The organism is Streptomyces sp. NPDC088097 (genome assembly GCF_044741845.1).
In the GTDB taxonomy this organism is placed as follows: domain Bacteria; phylum Actinomycetota; class Actinomycetes; order Streptomycetales; family Streptomycetaceae; genus Streptomyces.
In genome coordinates this window covers 221,251-235,847 of record NZ_JBIUTJ010000003.1, presented here as the reverse complement: position 1 = coordinate 235,847, position 14,597 = coordinate 221,251, and the positions used below count along the sequence as shown (strand labels likewise).

Here is a 14,597-nt window from a genome sequence, read left to right as displayed (position 1 = left end):
GGATGGGGAGAGGGCGTGCAACAGGTGGAACGGGGCGGGCGGGCGGGGGCCGGCGGGCGATGGCGGGCCCCCGCCCGGTGTGCGGTCAGCGCCTGCGCGCGGCCGTCCGCCTGACCTTCAACTGCTCGAACCGGGGGACGTCGCCCTCCCGGACCCGCGCCCACGCCCGCCGGTACAGGTCCGCTGCCGGCTCGGTGGGCACCAGGACGCCGAGCACCGGATGCCCGCCCGGCGCCACGCCGTACATCGGCAGCTTCCACTGCTCCACGGGCAGCGCCGGGGAGGACGGCTCGGCCCAGGCCCCGGGCAGGAACAGGCCGCGCCCGGCCCGGGCGCGGACCGCTTCGACCACCAGGTCGGTGGCGGCCAGCTCCGCGCGGGCCGCCTTCGCCCGGGCCGGCTTCCAGCCCGTCCAGCGCGCCGTGTTGCGGTCGGTGGGGTCGGGCATGGCGAGCAGCGCCAGGTACAGGGCCGCGGCGTCGGAGCCCAGCCCGTACGCGGCGGACACCTCCGCCACCAGCTCCGGCACCGAACGGCCCGGGTCCTGCGGCCACCAGGTCCCTGCGGCGTCGGTCCCGCCGGCCGCCGGCGCCCCCGGATCGGCGAGGAACGCGGCGAAGGCCGGGTCGTGGGCGAGCCGCAGCGCCGTCTCCGTGCTTCCGGGCCGCTGGTCGGCGTCGCGCAGCAACGGCAGGTACGGGTCGGAGCCGGTCGAGTCGAGCAGCGAGGTCCGTACGGCCGGGTAGGGCCGGGTGTCGTGGGTGGCGAGCACCACCGCGCCGAAGCGCTCGAAACCCTCCCCGGTCTCGGTCGGGGTGCCCGCCGCCTGCCGGAAACCGGAGGCGTCGAGGTGGTGCCCGATGCCCAGCAGCAGTCCGGGCGCGGCCAGGCGGCGGCGCACGGCGGTCAACGCGGTCGGCAGGCAGGCCCGTACGGGATCGCCGGCGGGCAGCCGGTGCGCGAGCCAGGCCGTGAAGGCCACCGCCCCCGCCAGCACCGTCGCGTCGAAGGGCCGCGCGGCCGGGGTCAGGGGCTCGACGTGGTCGCCCTTGACCGTCCAGGCGAGGTCGGTGGAGAGCACCTCGGCCGCTTCCGCGTCCAGCAGCGCGGGCAGGGCGCGCTGCGCGGTCCAGGCGGAGCGCACCTCCTTGGAGGCCTCGGCGAGCAGCCACTCGGGTACGGGCGTACGGCGGCCCACGCGCCGGTTCCACACCGTCGCGGCGGCGGCCGCGTCCGGGCCCTCGGTCCACAACCGGGCCGGTTCGGCGGGCAGCAGCGCCGCGACCAGTTCGCGCCGCACGGCCATGTCCAGGGTCCGGAGGTCGTCGCGGGCGTGCGCGGCGGCCGTGGCCGTGATCCCGAGGGTGGCGCGCAGCTCGGCGGGCAGGAAGTTGCGCTCCCACGAGTCCAGGCAGGGCAGGCCGGCCACCACCAGGGCGGCCACCGCGGCGCTCACCCCGGTCAGCCGGCCGAACTCCTCGGCGGCCGGGGCGATCCAGGGCGCGGGGCCCCGGCTCGCGGCCTCCTCCAGGAAGGTCGCGAGCCAACCGGCACCGCGCTCCCGGTCGCCGGGCGCGGGGGCGGGACCCTCCGAGGTGTAGGGCGCGGGGACCTCGAAGCGGCCCTCCGGGTCGTGCAGCAGCGCCCCGAACTCCCGCCCCAGGGGCTTGCCCTCGACGGTGTCGGTCAGGGCGAGCAGGGCGCCCCCGCCGAGCGGCAGGACGCATCGGTGGCTGTCGCCGCGGCCCCGCTCCTTGCCGTCCGCCCCGATGAGGTGCGCCTCCTCGATCCGGACGTGCACCCGGCGCCAGCGCCCGGCGGAGGCCTGCGTCGAGCCGAGCCCGAGGGCGTCCACCTCGCTCAGGATCCGGCGCAGCGCGACCCGCCGCTCGTCGGTGGAGCCGGTGACGACGGCGCGGTAGGCCACCGCCGCCGGGGCGTCCAGGAACAGCGCGGTCCACGGGAACACCGAGCGGGCCAGGCCGGCCACGTCGACGTGCAGCCGTCCGGGCACGCCCACGGCCTCCGTGTCCGCGACGCCGGCCCGCAGCGTGCGCAGCAGACGGTACGTCACGTCGGTCTCCCCGCCGTAGCGGTAGCGGTCGGAGCTGACCAGGCCGTTCATGGCGCCTTCGAGCACGGAGTCCGCCGGGCCCCGGTCGACGGGAGCGCGCTCGGCGCGCGGGGCGGGCAGGAGGGCTTGCGCCAGCCTGTCCAGGGCCTTGCGCTGGACCAGCGCGGCGCGGACCCGGTCGACGACCCCGGCCACCAGGACGGGCGCGGTGACGCCGGGCAGGTGGGCGCGGACCATCGCCGCCCGGTCGGTGTCCTTGTCGGCCTCGGCGGCCGCCGCGAGCAGCGCGCCGGCGACGGCCGTGTCGATCCCGCGCAGGACGGCCGAGCCCTCGGGGTCCCGGGGGCGCAGGCAGTACCAGTAGTCCGACGGCGGGAGCGCCGCGCCCTGGACGCCGTACACGTGGTACTGCTGGTCGCAGGAGATCCGGGCGGTGACGGCCCCCTCCGGGTCGGTCAGGGTCAGTGTCCGCCAGTCGTGGGACAGGGCCCGGGGCCGGTCGTCGCCGGGCAGGACGACGGCGCCGTGCGGCGCGTTCGCCCCTTCGGGCACGGTGACCCGACGGCCCGTGTTGTCGGAGCCGTGCCAGCCCTGACCGGGTACGGAGACGGCGCGCCAGCCGAGCACCCCGTCGACGGGGGCGCCGAGCACCGAGCCCTCGACGCTGGGCGTCGGGCGCAGCCGGTTCGGCACGACACCGTTGTGCAGGACGCTGCCCGGCGGGTGGTCGCGCAGGGCGTCGGCGAGGAAGGCGGGCAGGGAACGCCGGCCGCGGGCCCCGGTGGCGGGGTCGTACTCGGCCCAGCCGGCCACCCCTTCCGGCGGGGCGTCCTCCCAGACCCAGTACGAGGTGCCGTCGGAGATGACGGGGCGCTCGGTGGGCAGCACGGTGTCGCCCCGGTGCAGGACGCCGCCGCCGGTGGCGCGGCCGCCGCCCGGGAGCGGGAGGGTGACGTGGGAGGAGCGCAGCGACCAGACGTTCGCGGTGGTGGCCAGGGTGAGGATCTCGTCGGGCGCGCCGAGCCAGTACCCCCGCACCGGGGAGTCGTAGTCCGCCCAGAAGACCAGGAGATCGCCGTCGGCGTAGTGGAAGCCGTGGTGGACGCCGTGCCCGGTCCGGGTGTCCGCGGGGATGCGGAGGTCGTGGGTCAGCACGGTGGAGTCGGGGCCGAGGACGCGTACCTGGACGGAGTTGGCGACGATGACGTACGGCCAGGCGTCCATCACGGTCAGCCGCTGGCGGCCCTGCCGGGGCGCCATCTCGGCGACGACCTCCTCCCACAGCGGCCAGGTCAGTTCCTCGAACTGGCCGCCGCGCAGGGTGCGGGCGAGGATCGCGCCGAGGTCGGTGGAGGCGACCTCGGCCACCGCCTCGGGGGCCAGGGCCAGGGCCTCGGCGGGCAGCCAGGTCATCCGCCGGAGCGCGTCGGGCAGGTCGGGCAGGGCCGTCGCCGTGGAGCCGGCGGCCACGCGGCGGACCCACTGGGCCACCAGTGCGCTGCTGCCCGGCGAGGTGGCCAGCATCCGGACGGCGGTGCGGGCGTGCGAGCGGTTGCCGTCGTAGCCGTCGAGGGTGCGCAGGAAGACGGGCCGCATCCGCTCGTCGGCGCACAGCGCCCGCAGGTCCCTGGGCTCGGGGGAGTTCGCCCACTGCTCCAGGTCCATCGTGGCGCGGGTGTCCGCGGCGGGAGCGGCGACGGCGACGCCCAGCGAGAGGAGCAGGTCCAACAGGTTCACGTCCTGCAGGCCCAGGCGCAGCCCCTCCTCGCGTCCCGGCAGGGCCAGTTCGGTGCGCAACCGGTCGGCGCAACGGGTCACCAGCGCGACCAGGCCCGGCAGCGCCGGCCGGGTGCCCCAGCCGCTGTGGCGGGCGGTGTGGAAGCGCTCCAGCCAGCCCGCGACGCCGTCGGAGCAGCGTTCCTCGGCGGGCAGGTCGTCCCGGACCAGCCCGGCGGTGGCGCCCGATTCCTCCAGCACCTCCAGCCACAGCGCGGTCAGTTCGGCCGCCTCCCCGCCACCGCTGCCCGGCACCATCCCGAGCAGGGCGCCCCGTACGGAGGGCACGCGGCGGGCGAGGGCGACGAGGGTGGCGCGGTGTGCCTTCCACCAGCCCGCGGCGGCGCGCCCGGTGGCGGGCAGCGGCAGCAGCTCGGCGAGGTACTCCTGCTCGGGCTCGTTGCCCTTGTGCCCGGCGGCGCGGGCGAGCCGGCGCAGTTCGGTCGTGGCCTGCGCGGACGGGGCGAGGCCGCCCGCGGTGCGGCGTACGCACAGGCGGCGGAAGCGGTCGAAGGCCTCGGTGGGGGAGACCCGCAGGGCCAGCTCCTTGCCGTAGCCGGTGAGCACCTTCACGGGCAGGGCCCCGGCCAGGGCGAATTCGAGGAAGACGGCGTCGAGCCGGTCCTCGTCGACGCTCAGCCCGTAGCGGGCCTCGCTCGCGCGGGCCTTGCCGAACAACTGGGCCGCGTAGGTGGTGTTCTCGACGGCGAGGAAGACGCGGGCGGCCTGCTCGAAGAAGACGGGCAGGAAGTGCGGGACGGCGGCGGCGAGCCGCTCGGCCAGTTCGTTGCAGGCGTCGAGGGCGGCCTTCGGTTTGGTCTTGGCCTGCCGGGCGAGGCGGTCCAGCTCGGGGACGACGGCGAGCGCGTGGTGTCCGTCCTCGGGGTGGTGGACCAGCACCCACTCGGGGAAGCCGAGCTCCCGGCGCCGGCCGAGCCCGACCACGGCCGGCTCGCCGTCCGGTACGAGGCCCAGGAAGCCGGCGGCGAGGTCTTCGGCCGCGCCCAGTTCGGCGGCGGCGAGCCGGACCACGATCCGCTCGTCACCGAGCGCGGGGTGGCGGTAGGCGCGGGCGGTCAGCGGGACGGCGGCGGGGCCGGCGCCGTCGGCTCCGAGGGGCAGGACGGCGCCGGCGGCCAGCAGGGCCGCGTCCTCGGTGGTGTGCTTGACGTTGGTGGTGCTCATGACTTCCCGTCCTCCTCGATCGTGCGCCCGGCGTACAGTGCCGCGGCCATCCGCATTCCCTCGGACCAGGCCACCGGCCCGACCTCGCCCAGCCGTACGGCCCGACCGTCCCCGTCGTGCCAGTTGAGGGGGCCCGTGGTGGTCTGGTCGTCCCAGTACGGCTCGCCGATCCACACGGCCGCCTCGACGGCGCGGCCGGTGTCGCGGACCCCGCAGGTGGCGTAGCCGCCGGAGACCCGGTAGCCGAGTCCCGTGGCGCGGGCCGCGAGGCCGAACCGGGTGGGGAAGACCCCGCCCGCGTGGTCCCGGACCTCGGTGGCGCCGGGGACGGTGTCGGCGGGCTTCGTCCAGGTGGCGCGGTGGATCTGCTCGACCCGCTGGGTGATGCCCAGTTCGGCGGCGAAGTCCCGTACGTCCTCCAGGTCGGGCAGCAGCACCGGGTGCGGCAGGGTCACCGTGCGGGGAGCCAGGCGCACGGTCTCGCCGTCGAGGTCGACCACCTTCAGCTCGCCGGAGGCGGTGACGTCGCGCAGGAAGCCCACCTCGTCCGGGTCCTCGCCGACGACGGCGAGGTCGCGCAGGGCGGCCTGCCAGGCCCGGTCGGGCCAGACCCGGGCGATCAGCTCCGTCGGGACCGGCAGCGAGGACACCATCCAGGCGTCGACCTGCGCGGAGCAGGCGTCCTCGTGGCGGTCGAGCCACGCGCCGAGGCGGCGCAGCCGGTCCACCTCGGGATGGTCGCGCAGCGCCTTCGGGAGCGCCTTCAACTGCCGCCCCGCGGGCCGCCGTGCGGCGACCCGCCCTTCCACGAGGGCGACCTCGTACCCCTCGTCCAACGCCAGCCAAGCCATCAGCCGTGCCCCTCCGCCAGTCCTGTCCGAAACCGTTTCCGCGCAGCCGGGAACAAGGCGCCAACGCCCTCTGAGCTGCGGTATGCGGCGAGACTAGCCGGCGCCACTGACAACGCCCCCGGTCGCCTCGGCCTGGGCAACCGCCGCCGGCCGCAGCAGCGGTGACACGGGCTCGGAGAACGCGGCAGCCCCCGGCCGAGGGGCCGGGGGCTGCGGGTGTGGTGGGTGCGTGGGGGAGGAGGGTCAGACGGCGGCGGTGTCCCGGGCGTCCTTGACCTCGGCGGGGGTGGATCCCGGGGCGGCGGACGCGGCGGCCGGGCGGGGGCCGTGACCGGAGCGCAGGCCGAGCCAGCTGATGAGGGCGACCAGCGCGAAGGCGGCGGCCCCGATCCAGAAGGTCAGGGTGAACCCGGACTCGGCGGGCAACGCCGGGACGCCCGGCGGGAGGTGCTCGATGGTCTGCGAGGCCAGGATGGTGGTGACGATGGCACTGCCGATCGCGCTTCCGGTGGAGCGGGAGATCGAGTTGATGCCGTTGGCGATGCCGCTCTGGTGCGGCGGGACGCTGGACATGATGACGGCCGGCATGGCGGCGTAGCCGAAACTGACGGCCGCGCCGACGACCAGGCCCGCGCCGATCACCGAGAAGGTGTGGTCGTGGTCCAGGGCCAGCCAGGTGAAGCCGACGGCGCCGAGGACGGAGGCCATGGCGAGCGCGATGCGCGGGCCGCGGTGGCGGACCAGTTGGCCGCCGACGGGCGAGGCCAGCAGCGACACGATCGCCCCGGGCAGCAGGAACTGGACGGAGGCCCGCAGGATGGACGCGTCGAAGCCGTAGCCGGTGAGCTTCTGCGGCATCTGGACCAGGTAGGAGACGCCGAGGAAGTTCGCGAACATGCCGAAGCCGACGAGGATGCCGGCCAGGTTGGCCATCAGGACCGGCCGGTGCACGAACATCCGCATGTCGACGAGCGGTTCACGGACCTTGAGCTCGACGAGCACCCACACCGCGGTCATCACGGCGGCGCCGGCGAAGCTGCCCAGCGTACGGCCGGAGGCCCAGCCCCACTCGTGGCCCTGCGAGATCGGCAGCAGGAGCAGCAGCAGGGCGATGCCCAGGGTCAGCGCGCCGAGGAAGTCGGTGCGGCCGCCGGTCTTCTGGCGGGTCGCGGGGACGAGGAAGACGACGGCGAGCAGGGCGAGGGCGGCGAAGCCGGTCGCCATCCAGAAGGCGTTGCGGTAGTCGGCGTCGGCGCCCGAGGTGAGCAGGCCGGTGGCGACGAGCGCCAGGCCGCTGCCGAACGCGAGCGTGCCGCTGACCAGGGCCATCGCGCCGGGCAGCTTCTGCGGCCGAACCTCTTCGCGCAGGACGGACAGGGCCAGCGGGAAGATCGCGGTCGCGGCGCCCTGGAGGACGCGGCCGAGGATCAGCAGGGGCAGGGAGCTCGCGAGCGCGGCGATGACCGATCCCGCGACCATGACGACGAGGACGGCCACCAGGGTGGGCTTCTTGCCGTGCTGGTCGCCGAAGCGTCCGAGGAGCGGGGTGAACACGGCGGCCGAGAGCAGCGTGGCGGTGGTCACCCAGCTGACGTTCGCGGCGGAGGTCGCGAGGTCGTCGCGGATCAGGCCCAGGATCGGGATGGGCAGGGTCTGCATCATCGACACGACCATGGCGGCCAGGCTCAGGGCGAAGACGATGACCGTCTCGTTCCTGTGCCCGGCTGTGCTGGGGGCTGGTGCGGCGGAGCTCATGGCGGGGAGGACCTTCTCAGTGCGGTGCCGGCGTTCTGGTGCTTCAGAACGGAGATGTTTGATGTCATCAAGTGCTTCGCCGAAGGTAGGCGGAAATGCATGATGAGGTCAAGTAAACAATTGATAATGTCAAGGTTCCTGGAGTACGCTCCGGAGTCATGAGCGCCACCGAAACGCACCGCCCCACCAAGCTGGAGATGCTCGAACTGCTGGCCGCCATCGGCACCGCCCAGTGGCGCGACCTCGCCTCGGCGGCGGCCCGGTACGGCCTGACCTCCACCCAGGCCAAGGTCCTCGCCCAGCTCGACGGCCCCATCCCGATGCGCGGCCTCGCCTCGCTCCTGGTCTGCGACGCCTCGAACGTGACCGGGATCGTGGACCGACTGGAGGCGCGCGGCCTGGTGCGGCGCGAGCCCTCCGTGGCCGACCGCCGCGTCAAGAACGTCGTGGCCACCGATGAGGGCCGCGCGACGATCCTGCGGGTGCGCGAGGACATGCAGGCGACGGGTGGCGCGCTCGACACCCTCGACGAGGAGGAGAGCGCGACGCTCTACGCCCTCCTGTCACGGCTGCGCCCCGCCATGGAACGCGAGGTCCGCGGGCTCTGAGCCCTGGTCCGGGCGGCCCGCCACCGCCGGACGCCTCAGGCGTAGCGGTGGAGGAGGGCTTCGACGTACCCCTCCAACCGGCGGCCCAGCAGGCCGGCCGTGAGGTCGACCCGCCCCAGTTCACGCCACGGCACGGCGACCTTCTCCGCGTCCGGGGCGAAGCCCAGCGCGTCCAGCAGCCGCCAGTAGAGGTGGGCGCCGCCGTCTTCGGCGAGGGCTCCTCCCGCGGCGGTGTAGCGGTCGGCGAAGCGCATGCCGGCCGGGACCCCGTGCAGCAGGGCGAGGGCCATCGAGCAGTGGGCCACGTCGAGGTCGGTCGGCCCCCAGGAGGTCTCGACCCAGTCGACGACGCCACTGATCCGGAGGTCGTCGCCGGCGCCCGTGAAGAGGACGTTGCCCGGGTGGAAGTCCCGGTGCAGGAAGCGACCCGTGTGGGCCGGGGGGTCGCGGCGGATGACGTCGACAGCCCGTCGCCAGAGGTCGGGGCGGTCGGTGGTGGCGGGGAGGCGTACCCGCTCGGGGGAGGTCCAGGCCTGGTAGGCGCGAGGTCGGCGTGACGCCGGTACCGGCAGTCGGTGGATGCGCACCAGCTGCCGCGCGAGCAGCTCGGCGCGGTGTTCGGCTTCCGCGTCGGCCAGGCGCACGGTGCCCGGCAGCAAGGACATCAGCAGGGACGGGTGGTCGCAGTACCGGGCCGTCGCGTCCACCGCGACGAGCGCGGGCGCGGGCACGTCGGTGTCGGCGAGCAGGCTCAGGACGTCCGCCTCGCGGGTCAGCAGGCCGTCCGCGTGGCGGACGTAGAACGGGGTGACGAAGGACCGCAGGGCCAGCGAGCGCCGATCGTCCGGGCCGGCGACGTCCAGGCGTCGCATCGTCGAGGTCCAGCCACCGCGCAGCCGCACCACCCGCTCGATCCGCTCGGCGGCCCCGGACAGTCCCGCCTCCACCCAGGCGCGCGTGGCGGCCCACACTCCGTCGTCGTGATCCGCGTCGATGTCCCCGGTCCCTTCGTCGCACGTCTGTGGGCGGGCCGCCTACTCCTGCGGCGCGGCGGCGTCGAGGGCTGCCGTGAGGCGGCCCAGGCGGGCCTGGAGGTCACGGATCTCCGACAGGTCGAAGCCGGTCGCGGCGGCGATCCGCCGGGGGACCTCCACCGCGCGCCCGCGCAGCGCGGTCCCCTCGTCCGTCAGGACCGCGTGCACCGACCGCTCGTCGAGCGTGCTGCGCTCGCGCCGGATCAGACCGGCCGCCTCCAGCCGCTTGAGCAGGGGCGACAGGGTGCCCGAGTCCAGTCGCAGGCGCTGTCCGAGCTGCTTGACCGGGGTCGCGCCGTCCTCCCAGAGCACCAGCATCACCAGGTACTGGGGGTAGGTGATCCCCAGGTCCTTCAGGACGATCCGGTACAGCCCGCCGAAGGCGCGGGTGGCGGCGTTGAGCGCGAAGCAGATCTGCCCGTCGAGGCGGAGGAAGTCCTCCTCGCGGAGTTCCTCTTCGCGGGGTTCCCCGTCGGCGGGCTGTTCTGCGGGCTGCGCTGCGGTCATGCGACGAGTCTACCGGAGCAGCCTTGCGGACGATTGAGTTGTGCGCAATTTAATTGTGTGCTCTAGTTATGGTCGAGGGTCGGCCACCGGTCGCCCCGCCCCTCCGAAAGGACCCCCCATGGACGCGCTGTACACCGCTGTCGCCACTGCCAACGGCCGCGAGGGCCGCGCCGTCAGCTCCGACGGCCAGATCGACCTCGCGCTCGCCATGCCCCCGGCCCTCGGTGGCAACGGCCAGGGCACCAACCCCGAGCAGCTCTTCGCCGCCGGCTACGCCGCCTGCTTCGCCAGCGCCCTCGGGCTCGTCGGCCGCCAGGCCAAGGTGGACACCGGCGACATCTCCGTCACCGCCGAGACCTCGATCGGCCAGGACGGCGGCGGCTTCGCCCTCGCCGTCACCCTGCGCATCGAGCTCCCCGAGCACCTGGCGGGCGAGACCGGCGCCCAGCTGGTCAAGCAGGCCCACGAGGTCTGCCCCTACTCGAAGGCCACCCGCGGCAACATCCCCGTCGAGCTCGTCGTCGAATAGTCACCGCACGCCCCGGGGCCCCGCCCCGGACCCCGGGGGCCCGCACGCCCGCGGGTCCCGCCCGGGTGGCCGCGTCAGGCGGAGTGCCGCACGGCCACGGTCGCGCAGAGCGCCGCCAACGGCAGTTCCGCCGCGAGCGCCAGTACCAGCGCCATGCCCTGACCGCCGGTACCGGCCGAGGTGGTGACGTCGAACCAGGCGTCCACCACCAGCAGCGCGCCGGTCGCCGCCGCCACCAGCGAGACCCGCGGGTCCCCCCTGCGCAACAGCGCCCCCGTCCCCGCCAAGGCCACCGCCACCATCGCGTCGAGCCCGATCCACGCCGTGGCCCAATGTGACACCTCGGTCGTCTGCGGCAGCGTCCGCGCCAGCACCGCCATCCACGGCAGCAGCGCGATCCCGGCCCCCGTCAACGCCGTCGCGAGCCACGGCGCGCGGTGGCGGCGGACCTGGAACCGGGGGGCGGCGAGGGCCATGGCTGCGGGTCTCCTTCCGGCCCGGCGGTCCGTCCGCCCGGCACCCCACCACTCTGGTCGACCGCGGCGAGGGGATCAGTAGCGCCAGTTGCCGAACCGGGGGTGGTGCGGGGTACACCCCCCACCGGATGCCAGGGTGATGGCATGCCCCTGACCAGGCGCACTACCGTAGGGGCCATGGCAACCCACGGCGCCCTGAGGCGTACCTTCACCGCGGTCGTGGCGCACGCGCCCTGGTCGGCGTGGGCCCGGCGCAACACGGTCTACGCCGTCACCGCCATCCCGCCCGCGCTGCCCCTCCTGCTCTCCCTCGCCGTCCTGACGGCCACCCCCGGCCACGCCGTCCTTCCGCTGCTGGCCGTCCTCGCGCTCCGCCCGCTGCTCACGACGGTCCAGCGCAGCCGCCACCGCGCGCTCCTGGGACGGGAGTTGGTCCCCGTCGTCCACCCGCACCGCTGGATCACCCCGCGCGGGTTCACCGAACGGCTCCGGCACGAGTCGACCTGGCGCCAGTACGCCTACCACCTCGCGGTCAGCCCCCTCGCCGCCACCGCCGGCGCCCTCCTCGTCCTCACCTGGACCGCCGCCATCGCCTCCGCCACCGTCTACGGATGGTCCTGGGCGCTCCCGACCGAAGGCGCCCTCGCCGCGCCACAGTTGGCGAACTGGAGCGACCTGCTCACCCTCCTCGGGCTGCTCGCCCTGCCCCTCGCGCCCTGGTCGGCCGCCGCGCTCGCGCGGTTGGATTCCGCCGCGGCGGGCGCCCTCCTCGGCCCCAACCGGGCCCGCGAACTGGAGCGGCGCGTCGAGGACCTCGCCGAGAGCCGGGCCGGCGTGCTCGACGCCACCGACCTGGAGCGCCGCCGGATCGAACGCGACCTCCACGACGGAGCCCAACAGCGGCTGGTCTCACTCGCCATGAACCTCGGCATCGCCCGCGCCACCCTCCCCGACCTCCCGCCCGAGGCCAGGGCCGTCATCGACGAGGCCCACCGCGAGGCGAAGGAGGCCATCGAGGAACTCGGCAACCTCGTACGGGGCCTGCACCCGGCCGTCCTGGAGGACCGCGGCCTGGACGCCGCCCTCTCCGGCATCGCCGCCCGCGCCCCCCTGCCCGTCGAACTCACCGTGGACATCCCCGTACGACCGGACCCCACCGTCGAGGCCGTCGCCTACTTCGTCGTCTCCGAGGCACTCGCCAACGTCGCCAAACACGCCCGCGCCCGGCGCTGTTCGGTCCACCTCGCCCGGATACCCGGCCCCCGCGGCCACCGGCTGCGGATCGTCGTCACCGACGACGGCGCCGGCGGAGCGGACCCGTCCGCCGGTACCGGTCTGGTCGGCCTGCGCAAGCGCGTAGGGTCGGTCGACGGAACGCTACTGATCAACAGCCCCGTCGGGGGCCCGACCGTCGTCACCGTGGAGCTGCCGTGCGGGCTGTGATCGCCGAGGACTCCGTCCTGCTGCGCATAGGGCTTGTCAAAGTCCTCGAAATGGCCGGATTCGAGGTGGCCGCCGAGACCGGCGACGCCGAAAGCCTGCTCGCCGCCGTCGAGGAACACCGTCCTGAACTCGCCCTCGTGGACGTCCGGATGCCACCCGGTTTCACCGACGAGGGGGTACGTGCCGCGCTGGCGATCCGCAGCCAGAGCCCCGGCACGGCCGTGCTGCTCCTGTCCCAGTACGTGGAGGAGCGCTACGCCGCCGACCTGCTGGCCGCGCCCAACGGCGCCGGCATCGGCTACCTCCTCAAGCAACGCGTGGCCGATGTCGAGGAGTTCATCGACGCCCTGCGCCGGGTCGCGGCCGGCGGCACCGCCCTCGACCCGCAGGTCGTCGCCCAGCTGCTGCTGCGCCGCAGTGGCCCCGACCCGCTCGAACGGCTCACCCCGCGCGAGCGCGAGGTGCTCGCGCTGATGGCCGAGGGGCGCTCCAACACGGCCATCGCCGCCGGACTGGTGGTGAGCGAGAGCGCGGTCGCCAAACACATCAACAGCATCTTCGCCAAGCTCGACCTGCCCCCGGCCGCCGAGGCCCACCGCCGGGTCCTCGCCGTGCTGCGCTTCCTCGACGGCACGCCGTGACGTCCACCCGGCCCGGCGACGGCGCGCACGCGGGGGAGCGGCGGCTCTGGCGGCTCGCCGCGCTGCTGAGCGCGCTCCTCGTGGTCGTCGCCGCCGCGTGGCAGCTCCGGGCGGACGGCTCCGCGCACTCCGGGGTCATCCGGGGCGGCAGCGGCGGCCGGACGGTGGCGGCCGTCGAGATCGTGGGCGGGGAGGCGAAGGTCACCGTCACCGCGCGGGCGGACCACGAGGTCGGCTACCGGGCCGACATCGGTTGGGCGTTCACCCGTCCCACCGTCGAGGAGAGCTGGCTGGGGGACACCCTCAGACTGACCCCGCACTGCGGCGACGACACCGTCGTCCTGCGGGTCGGGCTCGGTTGCGCCGTGCGGCTGGCCGTGACCGTCCCCACCGGCATCCCGCTGAGGGTCGCGGGGAGTTCGGGACGGATCAGCGTGAGCGGGCTGGAGGGCACGGTGGACGCCGCCATGGACTCCGGCACCCTGACCCTGGCCGGACTGCGCGGCGCCCTGCGCGCGCACGTCGGCTCGGGCACCCTGATCGCCACCGGGCTGGCCTCGCGGCAGGCCGACATCCGCGCCGGCGCGGGCCGGGCCGAGGCGCGCTTCCTCACCCCGCCCGACGCGGTCACCGCCGCCGTCGGCGCTGGCCGGCTGGACCTCACCCTGCCCCCGGAGTCCCGCTACCGGGTCGACTGCCGGGCGGGGCTGGGCCGTTGCGACGCCGACGGTTCCCTGAGTGACCCGGCCTCCGCCTCGACCCTGGACCTCTCGGCGGGCGCCGGCCACGTCAAGGCCGTCCACGGCTCTTGAGCGGCGCCGGCTTCCGAGGGGTCCGGTTCGTGTACGGCGCCGGATCCTGAAGGGCCTCGGCCCGATGGCCGGTCAGACTACGTGGCGCCCGCCGTCCACGGTCAGGACGTCCCCCGTGGTGTAGCCGGCCCGCAGCAGGTACAGGGTGGCCTCGGCGACGTCCTCGGGAGTGCCCACCCGACGCAACGGGGTGTTGTTCGTGATCCACTCGCGCGAGCTATCCCAGACCTCCGCCTCCCCCTCGTACCAGGGGGTGTCGATCAGACCGGGCGCCACCGCGTTGACACGGATCTCGGGGCCCAACTGGGTCGCCAGCAGTCGGGTCATGTGGTTCACCGCGGCCTTGCTCACCGCGTAGGGGACCGAACTGCCCAGCGCCCGGGCGGCCGAGACGGAGGAGACGTTGACGATCGAGCCGGCGCCGGAGCGCCGCAGGTGCGGGACGGCCGCGGTGATGACCTGCCAGGCCCCGATCACGTTGACGTCGAAGATCCGGCGCCAGACGTCCGCGTCGGCCGCCTCCAGGTCGTCGAGCGGGATGAAGCGGGTGACGCCGGCGTTGTTGACGAGGACGTCGAGCCGCCCGTAGGCCTCGACGGCCTCCGCCACGATGCGTCGGGCGTCGGCGGCGTCGGACACGTCGCCCTGGACGTAGACCGCGTCCGCGAGCTCCGCCGCCAGCTTCCGGCCGGCGTCCACGCTGTGGGCGGAGTTGACGACCACGCGCAGGCCCTCGGCGGCGAGTCGGCGGGCGATGGCCTCCCCGATGCCGGATGACGAACCGGTGACCAGGGCGACCCGACTGTCGGTCATTGTCTTCTCTCCCACTGTTCGACGGCGCGTGGCCCGCGCGGACTGCCGCCGAGGCTAGCCTCCCGTATGGCGGAATTTCAATTCCGCCATACG

Annotated in this window: 12 protein-coding genes; 5 read left to right on the top strand and 7 right to left on the bottom strand. The window is 74.9% G+C overall.

Going from position 1 to position 14,597, the window contains the following annotated elements; all coding sequences use genetic code 11:
* Nucleotides 1-85: 85 nt before the first annotated feature.
* From ACIOD1_RS11060 to ACIOD1_RS11050, 3 genes are all read right to left on the bottom strand, one after another.
* Nucleotides 86-5,035, bottom strand: coding sequence for a DNA-binding protein (locus ACIOD1_RS11060; protein ID WP_401901596.1), 4,950 nt, complete (start codon nucleotides 5,033-5,035; stop codon nucleotides 86-88).
* Nucleotides 5,032-5,886: a DUF4132 domain-containing protein gene (locus ACIOD1_RS11055; RefSeq protein WP_365612296.1), complete on the bottom strand. Its 855-nt coding sequence runs from the start codon at nucleotides 5,884-5,886 to the stop codon at nucleotides 5,032-5,034. The genes ACIOD1_RS11060 and ACIOD1_RS11055 overlap by 4 nt, the downstream gene beginning before the upstream one ends.
* Nucleotides 5,887-6,129: 243 nt before the next feature.
* Entirely contained in the window at nucleotides 6,130-7,641 is a 1,512-nt protein-coding gene (locus tag ACIOD1_RS11050; protein WP_365612299.1) for an MFS transporter, read from the bottom strand.
* Nucleotides 7,642-7,799: 158 nt separating this feature from the next.
* Here ACIOD1_RS11050 and ACIOD1_RS11045 point away from each other — a divergent pair, with 158 nt between their 5' ends.
* Entirely contained in the window at nucleotides 7,800-8,249 is a 450-nt protein-coding gene (locus ACIOD1_RS11045) for a MarR family transcriptional regulator (protein ID WP_365612302.1), read from the top strand.
* A 35-nt stretch (nucleotides 8,250-8,284) separates the two neighbouring features.
* On the opposite strand, the gene ACIOD1_RS11040 is transcribed toward ACIOD1_RS11045, so the two are convergent.
* Together ACIOD1_RS11040 and ACIOD1_RS11035 are read right to left on the bottom strand one after the other, a co-directional pair.
* The gene (locus tag ACIOD1_RS11040; RefSeq protein WP_401901594.1) at nucleotides 8,285-9,220 is read right to left on the bottom strand and encodes a phosphotransferase family protein; all 936 of its coding nucleotides are present in this window, start codon (nucleotides 9,218-9,220) and stop codon (nucleotides 8,285-8,287) included.
* A 63-nt stretch (nucleotides 9,221-9,283) separates the two neighbouring features.
* Nucleotides 9,284-9,790 (bottom strand): MarR family winged helix-turn-helix transcriptional regulator, encoded by a 507-nt coding sequence (locus ACIOD1_RS11035; protein ID WP_401901592.1) that lies wholly within the window; start codon nucleotides 9,788-9,790, stop codon nucleotides 9,284-9,286.
* A 118-nt stretch (nucleotides 9,791-9,908) separates the two neighbouring features.
* On the opposite strand from ACIOD1_RS11035, the gene ACIOD1_RS11030 reads away from it, so the two are divergent.
* Nucleotides 9,909-10,319 carry an organic hydroperoxide resistance protein gene (locus ACIOD1_RS11030; protein WP_401901590.1) on the top strand — a complete coding sequence of 137 codons (411 nt, stop codon included), beginning with the start codon at nucleotides 9,909-9,911 and terminating at the stop codon, nucleotides 10,317-10,319.
* 74 nt (nucleotides 10,320-10,393) lie between these two features.
* Here ACIOD1_RS11030 and ACIOD1_RS11025 read toward each other — a convergent pair whose 3' ends face one another.
* Nucleotides 10,394-10,795, bottom strand: coding sequence for a hypothetical protein (locus tag ACIOD1_RS11025; RefSeq protein WP_401901588.1), 402 nt, complete (start codon nucleotides 10,793-10,795; stop codon nucleotides 10,394-10,396).
* Between the two features lie 177 nt (nucleotides 10,796-10,972).
* On the opposite strand from ACIOD1_RS11025, the gene ACIOD1_RS11020 reads away from it, so the two are divergent.
* Genes ACIOD1_RS11020 through ACIOD1_RS11010 form a run of 3 tightly spaced genes read left to right on the top strand, consistent with a single transcriptional unit; the run spans nucleotide 10,973 to nucleotide 13,691 of the window.
* Entirely contained in the window at nucleotides 10,973-12,238 is a 1,266-nt protein-coding gene (locus tag ACIOD1_RS11020; RefSeq protein ID WP_365612314.1) for a histidine kinase, read from the top strand.
* Nucleotides 12,226-12,879 carry a response regulator transcription factor gene (locus ACIOD1_RS11015; RefSeq protein WP_365612317.1) on the top strand — a complete coding sequence of 218 codons (654 nt, stop codon included), beginning with the start codon at nucleotides 12,226-12,228 and terminating at the stop codon, nucleotides 12,877-12,879. The genes ACIOD1_RS11020 and ACIOD1_RS11015 overlap by 13 nt, the downstream gene beginning before the upstream one ends.
* Nucleotides 12,876-13,691: a hypothetical protein gene (locus ACIOD1_RS11010; RefSeq protein ID WP_401901586.1), complete on the top strand. Its 816-nt coding sequence runs from the start codon at nucleotides 12,876-12,878 to the stop codon at nucleotides 13,689-13,691. The genes ACIOD1_RS11015 and ACIOD1_RS11010 overlap by 4 nt, the downstream gene beginning before the upstream one ends.
* 72 nt (nucleotides 13,692-13,763) lie before the next feature.
* On the opposite strand, the gene ACIOD1_RS11005 is transcribed toward ACIOD1_RS11010, so the two are convergent.
* Entirely contained in the window at nucleotides 13,764-14,504 is a 741-nt protein-coding gene (locus ACIOD1_RS11005; protein WP_365612323.1) for an SDR family oxidoreductase, read from the bottom strand.
* Between the last annotated feature and the right edge of the window lie 93 nt (nucleotides 14,505-14,597).

Excerpts from the sequence above, each read along its gene's own strand:
- ACIOD1_RS11060 (WP_401901596.1), bottom strand. The coding sequence starts at position 5,035 with ATGAGCACCACCAACGTCAAGCACACCACCGAGGACGCGGCCCTGCTG.
- ACIOD1_RS11055 (WP_365612296.1), bottom strand. The coding sequence starts at position 5,886 with ATGGCTTGGCTGGCGTTGGACGAGGGGTACGAGGTCGCCCTCGTGGAA.
- ACIOD1_RS11050 (WP_365612299.1), bottom strand. The coding sequence starts at position 7,641 with ATGAGCTCCGCCGCACCAGCCCCCAGCACAGCCGGGCACAGGAACGAG.
- ACIOD1_RS11045 (WP_365612302.1), top strand. The coding sequence starts at position 7,800 with ATGAGCGCCACCGAAACGCACCGCCCCACCAAGCTGGAGATGCTCGAA.
- ACIOD1_RS11035 (WP_401901592.1), bottom strand. The coding sequence starts at position 9,790 with ATGACCGCAGCGCAGCCCGCAGAACAGCCCGCCGACGGGGAACCCCGC.
- ACIOD1_RS11030 (WP_401901590.1), top strand. The coding sequence starts at position 9,909 with ATGGACGCGCTGTACACCGCTGTCGCCACTGCCAACGGCCGCGAGGGC.
- ACIOD1_RS11025 (WP_401901588.1), bottom strand. The coding sequence starts at position 10,795 with ATGGCCCTCGCCGCCCCCCGGTTCCAGGTCCGCCGCCACCGCGCGCCG.
- ACIOD1_RS11020 (WP_365612314.1), top strand. The coding sequence starts at position 10,973 with ATGGCAACCCACGGCGCCCTGAGGCGTACCTTCACCGCGGTCGTGGCG.
- ACIOD1_RS11005 (WP_365612323.1), bottom strand. The coding sequence starts at position 14,504 with ATGACCGACAGTCGGGTCGCCCTGGTCACCGGTTCGTCATCCGGCATC.